11 protein-coding genes and 8 tRNA genes are annotated in these 17,315 nt (G+C 39.7%); 17 read left to right on the top strand and 2 right to left on the bottom strand.

Annotated features, from left to right (window positions below):
* Positions 1-6 precede the first annotated feature (6 nt).
* The 14 genes from AKG98_RS03685 (at position 7) to AKG98_RS03620 (ending at position 10,617) form a co-directional block, all read left to right on the top strand.
* Complete coding sequence (locus AKG98_RS03685; protein ID WP_067041571.1) at positions 7-3,855, top strand: pilus assembly protein; 3,849 nt, start codon at positions 7-9, stop codon at positions 3,853-3,855.
* The gene (locus AKG98_RS03680) at positions 3,855-4,283 is read left to right on the top strand and encodes a type IV pilin protein (RefSeq protein ID WP_067041569.1); all 429 of its coding nucleotides are present in this window, start codon (positions 3,855-3,857) and stop codon (positions 4,281-4,283) included. The genes AKG98_RS03685 and AKG98_RS03680 overlap by 1 nt, the downstream gene beginning before the upstream one ends.
* Before the next feature lie 113 nt (positions 4,284-4,396).
* Positions 4,397-4,735, top strand: a complete 339-nt coding sequence (gene glnB, locus AKG98_RS03675; protein WP_006033375.1) for a nitrogen regulatory protein P-II — start codon at positions 4,397-4,399, stop codon at positions 4,733-4,735.
* 250 nt (positions 4,736-4,985) lie between these two features.
* Positions 4,986-7,607, top strand: coding sequence for an alanine--tRNA ligase (alaS, locus tag AKG98_RS03670; RefSeq protein ID WP_067041566.1), 2,622 nt, complete (start codon positions 4,986-4,988; stop codon positions 7,605-7,607).
* A gap of 135 nt (positions 7,608-7,742) precedes the next feature.
* The gene (locus AKG98_RS03665; RefSeq protein ID WP_067041563.1) at positions 7,743-8,966 is read left to right on the top strand and encodes an aspartate kinase; all 1,224 of its coding nucleotides are present in this window, start codon (positions 7,743-7,745) and stop codon (positions 8,964-8,966) included.
* 119 nt (positions 8,967-9,085) lie between these two features.
* On the top strand, positions 9,086-9,277 hold the full coding sequence (csrA, locus tag AKG98_RS03660) for a carbon storage regulator CsrA (protein ID WP_006033372.1): 192 nt from the start codon (positions 9,086-9,088) through the stop codon (positions 9,275-9,277).
* 201 nt (positions 9,278-9,478) lie between these two features.
* Positions 9,479-9,570, top strand: a tRNA-Ser gene (locus tag AKG98_RS03655).
* An 85-nt stretch (positions 9,571-9,655) separates the two neighbouring features.
* Positions 9,656-9,732 (top strand) — tRNA-Arg (locus tag AKG98_RS03650).
* 89 nt (positions 9,733-9,821) lie between these two features.
* Positions 9,822-9,898, top strand: a tRNA-Arg gene (locus AKG98_RS03645).
* A 70-nt stretch (positions 9,899-9,968) separates the two neighbouring features.
* Positions 9,969-10,045: transfer RNA gene (locus AKG98_RS03640), tRNA-Arg, on the top strand.
* A 69-nt stretch (positions 10,046-10,114) separates the two neighbouring features.
* Positions 10,115-10,191 (top strand) — tRNA-Arg (locus tag AKG98_RS03635).
* An 80-nt stretch (positions 10,192-10,271) separates the two neighbouring features.
* Positions 10,272-10,348 (top strand) — tRNA-Arg (locus tag AKG98_RS03630).
* A gap of 24 nt (positions 10,349-10,372) precedes the next feature.
* Positions 10,373-10,449: transfer RNA gene (locus tag AKG98_RS03625), tRNA-Arg, on the top strand.
* Between the two features lie 76 nt (positions 10,450-10,525).
* Positions 10,526-10,617: transfer RNA gene (locus AKG98_RS03620), tRNA-Ser, on the top strand.
* A 67-nt stretch (positions 10,618-10,684) separates the two neighbouring features.
* Here the strand turns inward: AKG98_RS03620 and AKG98_RS03615 are convergent.
* Both AKG98_RS03615 and AKG98_RS22420 read right to left on the bottom strand, forming a co-directional pair.
* Entirely contained in the window at positions 10,685-11,485 is an 801-nt protein-coding gene (locus AKG98_RS03615) for an alpha/beta fold hydrolase (RefSeq protein WP_067041560.1), read from the bottom strand.
* Positions 11,486-11,746: 261 nt separating this feature from the next.
* On the bottom strand, positions 11,747-11,914 hold the full coding sequence (locus AKG98_RS22420; RefSeq protein ID WP_198155396.1) for a hypothetical protein: 168 nt from the start codon (positions 11,912-11,914) through the stop codon (positions 11,747-11,749).
* A gap of 255 nt (positions 11,915-12,169) precedes the next feature.
* Here AKG98_RS22420 and AKG98_RS03610 point away from each other — a divergent pair, with 255 nt between their 5' ends.
* From AKG98_RS03610 to gshA, 3 genes are all read left to right on the top strand, one after another.
* Positions 12,170-12,586, top strand: coding sequence for a YqaA family protein (locus AKG98_RS03610; protein ID WP_067041557.1), 417 nt, complete (start codon positions 12,170-12,172; stop codon positions 12,584-12,586).
* Positions 12,587-12,628: 42 nt separating this feature from the next.
* Positions 12,629-15,505, top strand: coding sequence for a pitrilysin family protein (locus tag AKG98_RS03605; protein ID WP_067041555.1), 2,877 nt, complete (start codon positions 12,629-12,631; stop codon positions 15,503-15,505).
* A gap of 87 nt (positions 15,506-15,592) precedes the next feature.
* Positions 15,593-17,188: a glutamate--cysteine ligase gene (gshA, locus tag AKG98_RS03600; RefSeq protein ID WP_067041552.1), complete on the top strand. Its 1,596-nt coding sequence runs from the start codon at positions 15,593-15,595 to the stop codon at positions 17,186-17,188.
* The last annotated feature ends 127 nt before the right edge of the window (positions 17,189-17,315 follow it).

Genomic DNA, 17,315 nt, shown 5'->3' with positions numbered 1-17,315 from the left:
TAGGCAATGAAAAGGATTTTCAAAAGAATAAATTTGCTATTATCTGGCTTTATACTGAGTGTAAGTAACGCTACGGCCGATGAGGGCGAATTATATAGTGCAGATATAAATACCAAGCCTCAAGTATTGATTATTCTTGATACTTCGCGACACATGAAAAAAACAACAACATATCCTTTTCCAGAACGTTATGACCCACATATTAATTATCTTGATCCACCGCCTGGATTAGTCGCTAATAAGTTATATGATGCATTTACTAGTCAGTGGTTTTATTATAAAAACTCTGCAGTAGAGATTGGTAACCTAGCGAGTCATTCTGAATTAGTTAAAATTGCAGAAAAAGACTATTTAGAGCTAAGTGAACAAAATAGCTATAAAAAATTTGTCGCTACGATACCTGATTATGATGACAGTGATGCCTATCTAAAGTTTAGATATATGAATTGCCAGTCAGCTTTAAAAGACTTTTATGGTGATTTAGGTGCGTATACTGATAATGTGCGTCAGTGGCAGCGAACTGGAATGGTTGGAACAAAGTACTCTTGGTGGTCGATAGGAACTGAAACTAGGGTATGGCCATATTATTTTGTCGATTGTGAAGCTGATATATCAAATCATATTGCTCGAAATCCAGGCCATGAATATGAAGCCTTATTTGCGAATAAAGATGACGGTGGAGATGCTGAAAAAGTTTCTAGACAAGGTTTTCCAGATCTTGATAGTGAAACCTTTCGGTGGAACTCCTATGCAGGTGAAGTCGAACGTAATTTCGAAGACCGTGATGATGATAATACTTATCTTTATTCACAAAATTTAGTTAAATGGGCACAACTTAAAGCTGCAGGTACAACAGAGTTAAATATTTCATATCTCAACTTGGCTAAAAAAGTTGTACTTGATCTCATGTTAAAAACGCCTGAGATACAAAGTGGGTTAGAAATTTTTAACATGAACAATACCAATTTGGAATGGATAGACCTCCAAGATAACCATGGTGGACGAATAGTTTCAGGTATAAAATCCTTAGACCCTCTTGATTTTGATTCTGATGTGGATTATCAGAATGCTGTGAACCGGTTACGTAATACGGTAGGGGATATTTTAACGACTTCTGACTCTCGTTCTGCTTTATGTGAAAGTTTATACGAAGGTTACCGTTATCTTTATGGCAAAGAAGTTGAATTTGGCGATCGCCAGCATCTACTTAATCGTCCGGAACGAGATAAATCAATTGAAGTCAACGGTAAATATAAACCTGGTGTTAGTTTTAATGCCTGCCAGGAGAAAGCTTATATTATAGTTATATCGGCTGGATATCATGATTTTAATACTTATTTCAGCTGTAATAATCATGATGGTAAAGTAAATGATGAAATAGCTCAATTGGCTAGAAGCTTAGGCCTAACGGATGAAGAAATAAATGAAAAGCAAGTGAGTGCCTATGTAGATCGTTGGTTATTCCCAGATTGTGAATATAAGAACTCTATGCCCGTTCTATCTCATTATTTATATAACAATGATTTAAACCCAACCACGAAAAATAAGCAAGAACGTATAGCTACTTACACCATTGGGTTAGGACCTTTGTCTACAGGTAGTAGTGAACTGCTTGAAAAAACGGCGTTAGAGGGCGGTGGTAAATTCTATAATCCTATTGATGCAAAAAGCTTACAGCAGACATTACAAATGGCTTTTGCTGATATGATCGCAGAACAAAATTCAACAACATCTTCTATTTCAACATCTATTAGCTCAAGTAATTCAACTCAAAGTGATAACACTGTTTATTACTCTATGTTTGAGCCGAATCAAACAAGCCGTTGGAGAGGTAATTTAAAAAAATTCACAATTGATAAGGGTCAATTAAGTTCATGGGCTGAACCTGCTAGTTCTGGTAATAATACTGATTTTACAGCCGCTTTATCTTCGGCTGCTGGGACATTTTTTACGAAGGATTCATATTCAGGTTGGAGTAGTGATAAAGATCCTGATGATGTTAAAAAAGGCGGTGTTAATGCTTCTTATCCTAATCGAAAGTATAACGTCGATGCAGATGATAGTGGGGATGTTAATGTGCATAATCCTAGAGATATCTTTATAACAAATGATAGTGATAATGATGGTAATGATGATGAATTACTACCTCTATCTAAAGAGAACCTATTTACTGCTTTGGGCTATTCATTAACATCTTCATCGTCGTCGGATGATGTTTCTGATGCAGAAGTTGCTGTAGCGTCATTACTTGGTATCGGGATCGAAGGTATTGATGACAGCGTTCAGTGGTTACAGGGCTTAAATTCCAGCGGAACTAAATATAGAGATGATATATTCGGTGATCCAATGCATTCAGCTCCCCTCGTCATTCGCTTCCAGGAACAAGTGGAACCTAGAATATTTATTGGAACTAATGCTGGATTCTTTCACGCGTTTAAAGACTCCGGGCGTATTGTTGAAGAAGAATGGGCATTTATTCCGACCAATATGATAAGGAGAGCCCTTGCACTGCGAGGGGTTACAAATGCTCGTCAGCGTATTTATGGTATTGATGGTTCGCCGGTAGATGTTGAATATACGGATTCAAGTGGAGGTTCTAAGCATCTAATTGCATTTGGCTTAAGGCGAGGAGGGAGTTCATATTATGGGCTCAATGTGAATATAACGGCAGGGGTTACGACGCCGACATTGGCGTGGGAAGTTAGCAATGATTCATCACAAGGCGAGGGTGCTAAATTTGCAGAACTCGGACAAACATGGTCAACGCCTGTTGTAGGTAAGGTATATCAAGGTCTAAGCAAAAGTGGTGAACCTTTAGCTGAAAATGAGGAACCCGTTTTAATATTTGGCGCTGGCTATGATACTGATAAAGATGATTGTGTTTCAAATACCAAACCTTGCATGGATGATGTTGGTCGAGGTGTTTATCTGGTGAATGCTTTAAATGGTAATCGAATTCATAACTTTACTGATACAAGTATGTTTGAAGATAGTATTGCGAGTAAATTGAGCATATTTGATAGTAATGGAGATGGCTATATTGATCGTATTTACGCTCCTGATACAGGTGGAAATATTTATCGAATAGACCTGCCATTTACCTATGACAATAAAACCGAAGTTAAATCTCGCTGGACGACAATGAAGCTTGCTGAATTAGGTTCGTTTGTCACGTCTACAGACGACCGCCGATTTTTTAATCCTCCTGCTATTGTAAGAGGTCGCAATAGTGACGGTACTGCTTATGATGGGGTATTAATTGGTAGTGGTGATATCACGCAGCCAAATTCAGACGATACCACTACAAACTATTTTTTCAATATTAAAGATGATGTTACGAATACTACAATATGGAAAGGTGATTATAGTGGGAGCTCTGAAACAAATGTGACGAACACACCTGAGCCTAAAAAATTATCTGATTTAACTAATACAGTTAATGGTTGGAAATATGAGTTGCCTGCCGGAGGTGAAAAATCTTTAGGTGCTGGAGTCGTTATTGATGGGGTAGTTCATTTTAACAGTTACACACCTTTTGCTGATACCTTAGATCCTATCGAATTAGAAAATGGTCAATGTGTATTAAATAAAACGGGTGATAGTAGTTATTATCAAATGGATTTAAATACTGGTAGTAAGATAACATCTCGAAAATTGTTAAACACAATAGCGAAAGATCTGGCTGTTCATGCAGGGGTAAATCGTCACGGTATATCTGTGTTACGCATACTCGGTGCAGGTAAGGGCGATAGTACTAAAGTCGGTGGCGCATCAACGCCAACAGGGCTGATCGACACTGCCGTTACACTAATCCCTAGATCAACCTACCGTTACTTCAATGAGGCGGCGCAATAATGACAAATAAACAGACGGGTTTTACCCTGGTTGAATTGATGATCGTCATCGCTATTGTCGGCATTTTAGCAGGCATTGGTTATCCTTCTTACAGTGCTTATATTATGAATAACAATCGTAATGATGCAAAAACGGCATTGTTTAAAGCGCAGTTATTACAAGAGCAGTTTTATTTAGACAATAGACAGTATGCAACCTCATTAACAGTTGGTGTGGCGAATACATTATCTGGCTGGGATGATGATAGTGATTATTACAGTTTTTCACTTGGCGCGAGCAGTACTGTAAATAACTATACGATAATCGCCACTGTCGAAGCAGGCAGTACGCAGGCTAATGATACAAATTGTGCCTCTTTTACCATTGATAACTTTGGTTCAACTGCGTCGATGAATAGCGAAAATGCAGCAACCGCAGATTGCTGGTGATTTTATAAAAAATAAATTTAGCGATTTCATCGATTTAATTACTCGTCTGATTGGCAATTTGAATTTGCTTCGGTATGCTAATAGTTATATTTAGGGGCTAACAGGGACTGAACATGAAAAAAATTGAAGCGATTATTAAACCGTTTAAACTAGACGATGTGCGTGAAGCTCTGGCAGAAATCGGCATTACAGGTATGACAGTATCTGAAGTGAAAGGTTTTGGCCGTCAAAAAGGTCATACCGAGCTTTATCGTGGTGCTGAATACATGGTTGATTTTCTACCTAAAGTAAAACTCGATCTTATTGTGCAAGACGATGACGTTGATGCATGCATCGACTCTATCGTTGAAACTGCGCATACAGGTAAAATAGGTGACGGTAAGATCTTCGTTACCGCTGTAGAACGCGTGATCCGTATTCGTACCGGTGAAGAAAACGAAGAAGCAATTTGATAACTATCAGTGAGATGAGTTGCTGATAGTCGCATAGTTTGACAAAAACACTGAGCATTTATGTTCGGTGTTTTTTTTTAGCCTGTAAATCTAATCTGATTCGGTCGATTAACACACACAAAATCACGACTCAAGGGCGTCTCTGAGTTAGCATTTTGACGCGGTTTGGGTATAATCACTTCATTAACAGATCCGTTTATATTATTAAATCTAAACAATCGCTCATAATTAAAGCACCCAGGACAATTACATGACTATGTCTACAGCTGAGATCCGCAACGCGTTTCTTGATTATTTTGCCAGTAAAGGGCACAACAAAGGAACAAGTAGCTCACTTGTTCCTGCTAATGATCCAACTTTGTTATTTACAAATGCGGGCATGAACCAATTTAAAGACGTATTCCTCGGTGCAGAACAACGTTCATATACACGTGCCACAACGTCTCAACGTTGTGTACGTGCTGGTGGTAAACACAATGACTTAGATAACGTAGGTTACACTGCGCGTCACCATACATTCTTTGAAATGCTAGGTAACTTCAGTTTTGGTGATTACTTCAAAGAAGATGCGATCTTATTTGCATGGGAATTCTTAACCGTTGTTCTGAAACTACCAAAAGAAAAACTGCTGGTTACTGTTTATGAAAGTGATCATGAAGCATTTTCATTCTGGGCGAACAAAGTAGGCGTGCCAGAAGACAAAATTATTCGTATTGGCGATAAATCACCAGAGAAAAAATTCGAATCAGATAACTTCTGGTCGATGGGTGATACCGGTCCATGTGGTCCATGTTCTGAAATATTCTACGATCACGGCGAAGATATTTGGGGCGGCGTTCCGGGTTCACCAGAAGAAGATGGTGACCGTTTCATTGAGATCTGGAACTTAGTATTCATGCAGTTTAACCGTCAAGCTGACGGTACAATGGAAGAATTACCAAAGCCATCTGTGGATACTGGTATGGGTCTTGAGCGTATTGCTGCAATTATGCAAAATGTACACTCAAACTACGAAATCGATATCTTTCAAAGCTTAATTAAGCATGTTGCAGAGCTTATCGGTACCACTGATTTAGAAAACAAATCATTACGCGTAATTGCCGATCACATACGTGCATGTAGCTTCCTGATCTCTGATGGTGTTATGCCATCAAATGAAGGTCGTGGTTATGTACTACGTCGTATCATTCGTCGTGCAGTACGTCACGGCAATAAACTTGGCGCTAAAGGTCCATTCTTCAACAAACTTGTTGCGAAAATGGTTGAGCTAATGGGCGATATTTCTGACGATCTAGTAAAACAACAAGCAACGGTTGAAAAAATCTTACTTATCGAAGAAGAGCAGTTTGGTAAAACACTTGAACGTGGTCTGAACATTTTAGACAATGAACTGTCACAATTAGACGGTAAAGTTGTTCCAGGTGATGTGGTATTCAAACTCTACGATACCTATGGTTTCCCATCTGATTTAACGGCTGATATTGCACGTGAACGTGATCTAACGATTGACGAAGACGGCTTTAAAGTTGCAATGGAAGAACAACGTAATCGCGCACGTCAAGGTTCTAACTTTGGCACTGATTACAACGAAATGCTAAAAATTGATGCTAAAACTGAATTCTTGGGTTACCAAACGCTGACATCTGATGCACAAATTGTTGCATTAATTAAAGATAACGCTGAAGTTGAATTGTTAAATGACGGTCAAGAAGGTGCAATTGTTTTAAACAAAACACCATTCTACGCAGAAGCAGGTGGCCAATCAGGTGACCAAGGTGTGATCAAAATTGGTGATGCTGTATTTACGGTAACTGATACCAAGAAAGCGGGTAATGCAACGGTTCATTTCGGTACAGTTTCGGGTGTTATCGAAGTAAATACCCAAGTTATCGCCGATGTTGATGTTAGTCGTCGTAAAGCGATTGGCCTTAATCACTCTGTGACTCACTTAGCACACGCAGCATTGCGTAAAGTTGTAGGTGAAAATGTACAGCAGAAAGGTTCATTAGTATTGCCTGAACGTTTACGTTTCGATTTCTCACATTTTGAAGGTGTGACAGCAGCGCAACTGCTTGAAGTTGAACGTCTGGTTAACGCACAAATTCGTGCTAACCATGAAGTCGTAACGGAAGTAATGGACATTGATGCAGCGCGTGAAGCGGGTGCAATGGCATTATTCGGTGAGAAGTATGATGATGAAGTGCGCGTAGTGCGCATGGGTGACTTCTCAATTGAGCTGTGTGGTGGTACGCATGTTAAACGTACCGGTGATATTGGTTTCTTCAAAATCTTATCTGAGAGCGGTATCGCTGCAGGTGTTCGTCGTGTTGAGGCGGTAACGGGTGATTCTGCATTAGCATATGTTCACGATCTTGTTGCTAAAATGCAAGAAACTGCAGGTTTAGTGAAAGCGGACCAAAATACAGTTGTGGCAAAAGTGAGTCAAGTACTCGACCGTAATCGTAGCCTAGAAAAAGAAGTTGAGAAGTTAAACGTACAAGTAGCAAGTGCTGCGAATGCTAACTTGATCGACCAGGTACAAGTGATAAACGGTGTTAAAGTACTTGTTGCTAACCTAAAAGGTGCTGATCCTAAGTCGCTACGTAGCTCGATGGATGAACTGAAGAACAAACTGCAAAGCGGTATTATTGTTCTTGGTATTCCTGGCGAAGGTAAAGTTAACCTGATCACGGGTGTAACTAAAGATCTCATCGGTAAAGTGAAAGCGGGTGAGCTAGTAAGCTATCTAGCAGTTCAAGTTGGCGGTAAAGGCGGCGGTCGTCCAGACATGGCGCAAGCGGGTGGTTCAAACCCTGAAGCGCTAGCAGCAGCGCTTGAATCAGTGACGCCTTGGTTAACTGAAAAATTATAAGTTAGTATTATTAGTTAACAACACATCGTTGTTAACTAAGTTCAAATAAACAGTGTAATAACAACGAGTAGGCAATCCTTCTCGTTGTTTTGAGCACAGGCGGTGATAAATTAAAGGTTATTAAAGGAAGTTGTTGTGGCGTTGTATGTACAAAAATATGGGGGTACTTCAGTTGGTTCAATTGAGCGAATTGAAGCTGTTGCCCAGCGAGTGAAAAAATCTCGTGAACAGGGAAATCAAATAGTTGTGGTCGTGTCGGCAATGTCTGGTGAAACAAATCGTTTACTGGGCATGGCGAAAGCGCTCGATGAGAACGCCGACCGCAGAGAAATGGATGTATTAGTTTCAACTGGTGAACAGGTTACGATTGCATTGTTAACTATCGCGCTGCATAAAGCAGGTGTCGATGCGATATCAATGACGGGTGATCAAGTTCAAATGAAAACCGATAACAGCCATGGTAAGGCTCGCATCAAAACGGTTGAAACAGACAACTTACAACGTCATCTAGATGAAGGTAAAGTGGTCGTAGTTGCAGGTTTCCAAGGTCGTGATGAAAATAATAATATCACGACGTTAGGGCGCGGCGGCTCGGACACAACCGCAGTTGCAATTGCAGCTGTACTGAAAGCTGATGAATGTCAGATTTATACTGACGTTAATGGCGTCTATACCACCGACCCTCGGGTTGAACCGCGCGCACGGAAATTGGATCGCATCACTTTCGAAGAGATGCTTGAAATGGCGAGCTTAGGTGCCAAAGTATTACAAATTCGCTCGGTCGAATTTGCAGGGAAATACAATGTACCTTTACGTGTACTATCTTCATTTGAAGAAGGTGAAGGGACATTGATTACTTACGAGGACGTAAAAAAAATGGAATCAGCAATCATATCTGGCATTGCGTTTAACCGCGATGAAGCAAGTTTAACAATATCAGGTATTCCTGATGAACCTTTAGTCGCAGCCAATATCTTAACGCCAATTGGTGATGCTGGTATTGATGTTGACGTTATCGTCCAAAATGCACACGGTAAAGATGGTCTTGTTGATTTTACCTTTACTGTTCATCGTGACGATTACCAAGCCGCGAGAGCTCTCTTGGAAAAGACTTGTGAAGAATTATCTGGAAAAAATGTGCAAGGTAACGATCGTATTGCTAAAATTTCAATAGTAGGTGTCGGTATGTGGAATCATCCAGGCGTCGCTAAAACAATGTTTGAAGTTTTAGGCCGTGAAGGAATCAACATGCAGTTGATTTCAACTTCTGAAATTAAGATTTCAGTGATCGTGGACGAAAAGTATTTAGAACTCGGTGTTCGTGCATTGCACGCTGCATTCAACTTAGATGTTGCTTGAACTGAGTGAATTAACAGCAAATTAAGTCTTATTTATTCTTTTCTTGTTTTACATTGAAGCTTTTAATAGAATAATAGTCGGCTTAAAAAAATATAATGAATTAGTTGAGGAATAACTTAATGCTAATATTGACGCGCCGTGTTGGCGAAACACTTATGATTGGTGATGAAGTTACAGTTACTGTTTTAGGTGTTAAAGGAAATCAAGTTCGTATCGGTGTTAATGCGCCTAAAGAAGTATCTGTTCACCGTGAAGAGATCTACATGCGAATTCAAGCAGAAAAAGGCGAAAGCCCTGAAGGCAACTTCTAAATTAGAATAATAAAATTATTACAGACTGGGTTTAGCGATGCTAAGCCCTTTTTTTTATCTTTTTTTTGACTATTTTGGGGTTTTCATCCCATTTTTGCTGCAATAGTAGTTTTGTTGTTTGAAACTTAAACAGTTTCTTCAGTGCAGTTAATTAATATTTGACTTATTTTCCAGTACCCGTATTATGAGCGCCAACAACACGGAGAGGTGGCCGAGTGGCCGAAGGCGCTCCCCTGCTAAGGGAGTATGGGCTTTAAATCCCATCGAGGGTTCGAATCCCTCCCTCTCCGCCATTGTTGTCCTACTCCTATCGCATGTTGAAAAATATGTTATAGTGTTTTGGTCAGCTTTTTGGACGTTGTGAGAAATAATTGTTATGCGGATGTAGCTCAGCTGGATAGAGTACCTGGCTACGAACCAGGCGGTCGGAGGTTCGACTCCTCCCATCCGCACCATTATTTCGATTAGAATTAATTCTAAGTAATTAGTAGAAGTTGAAAACACTTAATCTAATTATGAAAATTATAAGTTAGACCAAATATGTGCGGATGTAGCTCAGCTGGATAGAGTACCTGGCTACGAACCAGGCGGTCGGAGGTTCGAATCCTCCCATCCGCACCATTGGTTTTAACAAAAATATTTACTAAATAAACCATAACGTTTACTTGGTAAAGAAAAGAATAAATTATGTGCGGATGTAGCTCAGCTGGATAGAGTACCTGGCTACGAACCAGGCGGTCGGAGGTTCGAATCCTCCCATCCGCACCATTTATTCAAATCAACTAGAGATTTAAAACTAGACGTTGTAGAACGTAAACCTAACAGAACAAATTATGTGCGGATGTAGCTCAGCTGGATAGAGTACCTGGCTACGAACCAGGCGGTCGGAGGTTCGAATCCTCCCATCCGCACCATTTGTTCAAACCACAATTTAATTTTTATGGTTTAATTCGTTAAACGGTAAAATAAAACAAGTTCTTAAAATAGAATATGTGCGGATGTAGCTCAGCTGGATAGAGTACCTGGCTACGAACCAGGCGGTCGGAGGTTCGACTCCTCCCATCCGCACCATCTATTTTAAATATAATTTTTTGTGCGGATGTAGCTCAGCTGGATAGAGTACCTGGCTACGAACCAGGCGGTCGGAGGTTCGAATCCTCCCATCCGCACCATTTATTATATTATTATGAATTGTTCCGATGTAAGTCTTTACATTGTCGATGTTTTTCATAATAATAGGGTTTGTGTGGAGAGGTGGCCGAGTGGCCGAAGGCGCTCCCCTGCTAAGGGAGTATGGGCTTTAAATCCCATCGAGGGTTCGAATCCCTCCCTCTCCGCCATTAAATAAATAAACCGCTTAATTGCGGTTTTTTTATGTCTGAAATTTATTCACTCTCTCATACATGCCTATTCTATTTTCTGAGACTCTAACCACTCTATCAGCAACTGATTGAATACTTCTGGTTGTTCTGTCATTACCCAGTGACGGGTATTAAGCGCGACGACTTTATTACCTGGAATGGCCGCCATTTTTTGTTCCCAATGTTGAGAATGGAACATACCCGGTTTATTTTTTCCATAAACAAAAAGCAGTGGACAAGTGATGTCGATGGGTAAGTTTCCTAAAGGACGTCCTGTAAGAGTGTGACTCCATTTCCAGTAGTAGGAATAGGTCATCGCTGAGGTTATGCTCGCAGGATCTCCGGGTGAATTTAATGCTTTAGCCATCTTACGGGTCATCTTATCACCGATGGTACCACCTATTTTCCAAGCTGCTGCGAGCCACATTTGATAGGCAAACATAAAGGCTTTAGCTTTGCTGGTGAGTACGTGATCGGGAGAACCTGCATCGCCAATATCAATGCTAATAATTTTACTTACTTTGGACTTATTACGCATATAATATTGGTAACCGAAAAAACTGCCCCAGTCATGTATCAACAAGGTAACAGGTTTTCCAGCTCCTACTTCATTGACCACGGCATCAATCGTCTCAACTATGTCTGCAAGATTATAATACTTACGTGGTTTATCGATGGCGTAACCTGGCAGTGTAAAACGCACACAGCGGTAAGAACCTTTTAATGCGGCAACCTGATCATCCCATATTCGGTAAGTATCCGGCCAACCATGGATCATCACAATAGTATCTTTCCCTGTACCTTCTATAAGCACATCAATATCACCAATACTGAGTTTTTCTGTCATAGTTATTCCTTAATAGCTGCAAAGTTATCCGTTGCAGTATTTTATCGGGTAAATAACAATAGAGTTATTACTCTATTGTTATTTTAAGCTTTGATCTATGCTTATTTACTTAGATTGCGAACTGGTTCCAATTTTATTATTTTTTAAACGTTAAGATCATGCCTATTTGATGTAATAAGAATTTTGTAGCAGATTATCGACTTTGTGTATTAAATTGAGGTGGTGATGAGGTTATCATTGCAAGCCGTTAAGAGTTGGCTGCTATTGAGTTAAAAATATCATCAAACTAAGAAATGCGATGATGGTCGTTGTGCCGCCAATAATATAGATAAAGCCTTTCTTACCTTGCTGTATGCTCCAGCTATTATATTGCAAGAATCCAAACCACAAGATACTGAGTACTAAAGGTAATAGAAAAAATTTAAACATAAACTCCCCAACGTAGCGATTTATCACTGTTTATTGAATTATATAGTGGCTAAACTGTCCTACCACTTTTAATTATGTACTTAATATTTATAGAACAGTTAAATATTACACAGTCTGTGTACCCATAAGTGCGTTAAGCACAACATTAACATGCTTAACTTTGATTATACGTCTAACTTCAATATATAGTGTGACTTAATTCTCTTAGTGGTAATACTATGGGTAACCGTAGATAGATGAAATTTAGAGGATTAGATGGGTCTTTGGTTATTGTTTTTAAGTAGTTTTACGTCTGCGACCATTTTACCTGGTAGTTCAGAAATATTATTAACCGCGATGCTAGTTGAAGGCTCGTGGTCGCATTGGCAGCTTTTTATTATGGCGACCAGTGGTAATGTATTAGGATCTATCCTTACCTTTTACATGGGGTATTTTATTTATGCGAAAAAGCCGATTGATTTTTCAGAAAATAAGCACTACCGCCGTGTACACGGCGTGATTCAACGATGGGGTTGGAGTAGTTTGCTATTTAGTTGGTTACCTGTTTTCGGTGATGTTTTTTGTTTATTAGCAGGTTGGTTACGTTTAAATCCTGTACTTTCTTTTATCGCGATTATGCTAGGTAAATCAATTCGCTATGCAATTATTATCTGGTTTATGAGTTTCTATTAGTCATTATTTTATATTCAATTTAAAATTAACGAGGAATTTTTGATGCGTTTGAATTCTTTTTATGGTGCTGTGGTACTGAGTTCTTCAGTGTTGTTACTTAGTGGGTGCTCATTACTTGATAAAGACAGTGATATCGCAGCATTGCCGAGTGGAATGACATTAGTGGGTCAGCAAGAAAAAGTGCCTGGTAGCTTGCTCATACCCTATGAAAAATACCAGTTAAGTAATGGCCTTACCGTTATCTTACACGAAGACGATTCTGACCCGCTAACGTATATTGATATGACTTACCATGTTGGTTCTGCACGTGAAGAGCTCGGTAAATCGGGTTTTGCGCATTTCTTCGAGCATATGATGTTCCAAGGCAGTAAAAATGTTGGTGATCAGCAGCATTTCAAAATTGTTAATGAAGCTGGCGGTTCGATGAACGGCAGTACCAATCAAGATAGAACGAATTATTACCAAACCGTACCTGCGAATCAATTAGAAAAAATACTGTGGTTGGAAGCCGATCGTATGGGTTTTTTATTAGATGCAGTTGATCAACGTAAATTTGAGATCCAACGTGCTACGGTTAAAAACGAGCGTTCACAACGCGTTGATAATCGCCCTTACGGTTTACTTGGTGAACGTATAGGTGAAGCTTTATATCCACGGAATCATCCTTATGCTTGGCAACCAATTGGTTATGTTGAAGATTTAGACCGTGTTGATGTTAATGATTTAAAACAATTTTTCTTACGTTGGTATGGACCGAACAATGCAACGCTGACGATTGCGGGCAAATTTGATAAAGCGGAGACCTTAGCGTGGGTAAATCAGTATTTTTCGACAATCCCGGAAGGTCCTGAAGTAAAAGATATGCAACCGGTGCCTGTGAGTCTTGATAAAGATCGTTATATTACCTTAGAAGATAACGTGCCACAGCCGATGCTGTATATCAGTTATCCAACGGTATATATGGGACATAAAGACGAAGCACCGCTCGATCTGTTTGCTTATGCCTTAGGAGGAGGAAAAAATTCAATTTTGTATAAAAATTTAGTGGAAACGGGCTATGCAACAAATGTGGCTGCTTATCACACCTGCAGTGAACTAAGTTGTACTTTTGATATATATACGCAACCTAACCCAGCCAAAGGGATGGAGCTAGCCCCCTTATTAGCGAAGATTAATGCCTCGATAAAAGAGTTAGCAGATAAAGGCATCGCACCTTCTGAAGTAACCCGATTACGCTCGATCATTGAAAGCTCCACGATATTTGGTATGCAAAGTGTTGCAGGAAAAGCCAAAGAGCTTGCGTTAGGTGAAACCTTGATGAATGATCCTAATTACTTAACCAAGGGGTTATCCGTTTTTAATACGATTACTGCAGAAGAAGGGATTGCAGGTTATAAAAAATACCTCGAAAATAAACCCAAAGTGATCATGAGTGTTGTGCCTAAAGGTAAGTTGGAATATGTCGCCCATGTTTCGACGTTTACACCTGCACCACGTAATATTGGTCAGCAAAATGCGCAGCTAGCTCAAACATTCGCAGTCAGAACGACGAAAGATACCTTTGATCGTTCAGTGATGCCACAAGCGGGCGATAATCCACAGCAAACATTACCGACATTATGGCGTCAATCACTCGCGAATGACATTCAAATGCTTGGTACGGTATACGATGAAACCCCTACTGTGAGTATACAGATTAATGTAAAAGGTGGACGACGTGTTGAAAGCGTTGATAAACAAGGGATCGCGAAATTAACGGCCGCTATGATGAATCAATCTACAACGCTGCATTCATCGGCAGAGCTCAACGATCAATTACAATCACTCGGCAGTAGCATTAATTTCTCTGCAGGCCTTTATGGTACGAGCATCAGTGTTAACAGTTTATCGAAAAATTTACCTGCAACATTAGCAATATTAGAAGAGAAATTGTTTAAACCGGGTTTTGTAGACGCTGATTTCACGCGTATTAAAGCTCAGTCAAGACAAGCGTCATTACAAAATCAGCAAAGAGTCGGTTGGTTAGGGCAATTAGCCACACAGCGTATTTTGTATGGTGAGGACCGTGTTACTGGTAACCCATCATCCGGTACATTGAAAGATCAAGCAACATTAACGCGTGGTGATGTAGTTGCTTACTATCAGCAATATTATAACTTAGCAGAAGCTAAAATCGTGGTGGTTGGTGATGTTAGTGAAGCTGCTGTTACGACGTCGTTAGGTTTTTTACAGCAAGGCGCTCATTTACCTGCAGTGACTTACCCGCTTCTAGCAAAAGCACCGTTATGGCAACCGAATACACTTTATATCGTTGATAAGCCAGGGGCGGTACAATCTGTAGTCAAAGTTATATCACCCGCGGTAGCGTATGATGTGATAGGTGATTTTTTTAAAGCGAACCTAATGAACTTTAATTTAGGTGGTAACTTTAATAGCCGCTTGAATCAGAATTTACGCGAAGATAAAGGGTATACATACGGAGCGATGACAGGATTTTATGCTGATCGTGAATATGGTTTTTTCTCTTCATCTGCAGATGTTCGCGCTGAAGTAACTGGCGATGCGATCAAAGAAACGCTAAAAGAATTAAAAGCTTATACAGATGGAGGTATCACTGATTCTGAACTGGCTTATATGAAAAGTGCGATTTCACAGCAAGAAGCCTTGTCTTATGAAACACCTGCTCAGAAGTCTAATTTCTTAATGCAGTTATTATTATTGGATTTATCACCTGATTTTGTAGAGCAGCAAGCCAAGATTATTCAAATGATGAATAAGTCTGAAATTCAGGCATTAGCAAAGACTTACTTATCGAGCGATAAATTTTCTGTTATTGTGGTTGGTGATCGTCAGTTGATTGAAAAACAGGTTCAAGACTTTGGTTTAGATATTCAAGTTTTTGATCTGTTAGATAAATAATAGACTTGAAATTAACCTTAAAGATTGCTCCATTGAGCGTGCAATTTTTAAGGTGATACTTTTATATAGTTCATTGGTGGATTTAATTTGAACGTTACATTTAAATCTCTGATCTCAAAATTATCAGAGCCAAGCAATATACAGTCGCTAAACGGCATCACCCGCGGCATTGAACGAGAGTGTTTACGCGTAAATGAAGCAGGTGGTTTATCACAGAACAGCCATCCTGCAGCGTTTGGCTCAGCATTAAGTCATCAGCACATTACCACAGACTATTCTGAAAGCTTATTGGAATTTATTACGCCTGTCAGCGATAGTGCCGCCAAGGCGCAACAGCAATTGAGTGATATCCATCGTAATGTAGTTAAAAACCTTGATGGGGAATTGTTTTGGCCTTCAAGTATGCCATGCCAGATTTGTGATGCTGAGAGTATTCCATTAGCTAAATATGGTACATCGAATACAGGTAAAATGAAGCACACCTACCGTATCGGTTTAAAGCACCGTTATGGCAGTAGCATGCAAATTATTTCAGGCCTGCATTATAATGTGTCATTACCGATTACGTTTTGGCAAACGCTTTATGATCTCAAGGGTGAAATTGGCGAACTCCAAGATTTTATTTCTGATAGTTATATGGGACTTATCCGTAATTTTTACCGTCATGGTTGGTTAGTGCCTTATCTATTTGGTGCTTCTCCTGCGTTAAACCGTTCATTCTTACCGACGGAGAAACAAACACCGTTCTCAACATTGGGTGAAGATACATTATATATGCCATATGCGACATCGTTACGCATGAGTGATCTGGGTTATACCAATAATGCCCAAGATGATTTGGTTATTTGTCATAATACGTTAGAAAATTATACCGACAGTTTGAAGAAAGCGATTAAAACAAAAGCCCCTGAATTTGCCAATATCGGTATTAAGGTTGATGGTGAGTATCGCCAGCTTAATGACAATGTTTTGCAGATTGAAAATGAACTGTACGCACCTATTCGACCTAAGCGTGTCGCTAAATCAAATGAAAAACCGTCGGAAGCATTAGCTGCTCGTGGTATTGAGTACATAGAGATCCGTTCTTTGGATGTGAATCCATTTGTTGCTACCGGTATTACCACTGCGCAGATGTCAGTGCTAGATAGCTTATTAGTTTGGATGGCACTGCAGCCTTCAGCTCCGATGACAGCCGAGGAAATGGCTATCTGTCGTGATAACAGCACGAAAGTGGTAATGGAAGGACGTAAACCTGGTTTAACATTACAATTCGATGGGAAGGAACAAGTACTTGCTGATGTTGCGGGGCAAATTCTTACTGAAGTACAGCTGGTCGCAGGGCTATTAGATGGCGCTCAACTCGCTACGGAGACTGCCGCGAGTAATTTTTCGCAAGCGGTCGCTGAACAGCAGGCATTGATTAATCGTCCAGAATCATTATTGTCTGGGCAAGTACTTGCGGCAATGAAGGCACAGGGTCTAGAGCATAATGATTTTATTTTAAACTTAGCAAAGAAGTATAAAGCAGAATTATTAGCGACAGATTATGCGCATTGGGATGATACTTATTTCAATAACATGCAGCAGCAATCAGTCGCGCAACAACAGAAAATCGAAGCGGAAGATACGCTTGATTTTGATGCGTTCTTAAGTGAATATTTTGCTACGACTAAAAATAGATAAAAAAAAGAGCCTATAATTAGGCTCTAAAAATGAAAAAACAACTCTTGCACTTAATCTGACTACGGGATTGAGTTATGGTTCATAAATAATTGTAATAGTTGAAGAATAAAAAAAAGGAGCCTTAATA

The organism is Moritella sp. JT01 (assembly GCF_001574435.1).
In the GTDB taxonomy this organism is placed as follows: Bacteria; Pseudomonadota; Gammaproteobacteria; order Enterobacterales; family Moritellaceae; genus Moritella.
This window is presented reverse-complemented; position numbering and strand designations above follow the sequence as displayed.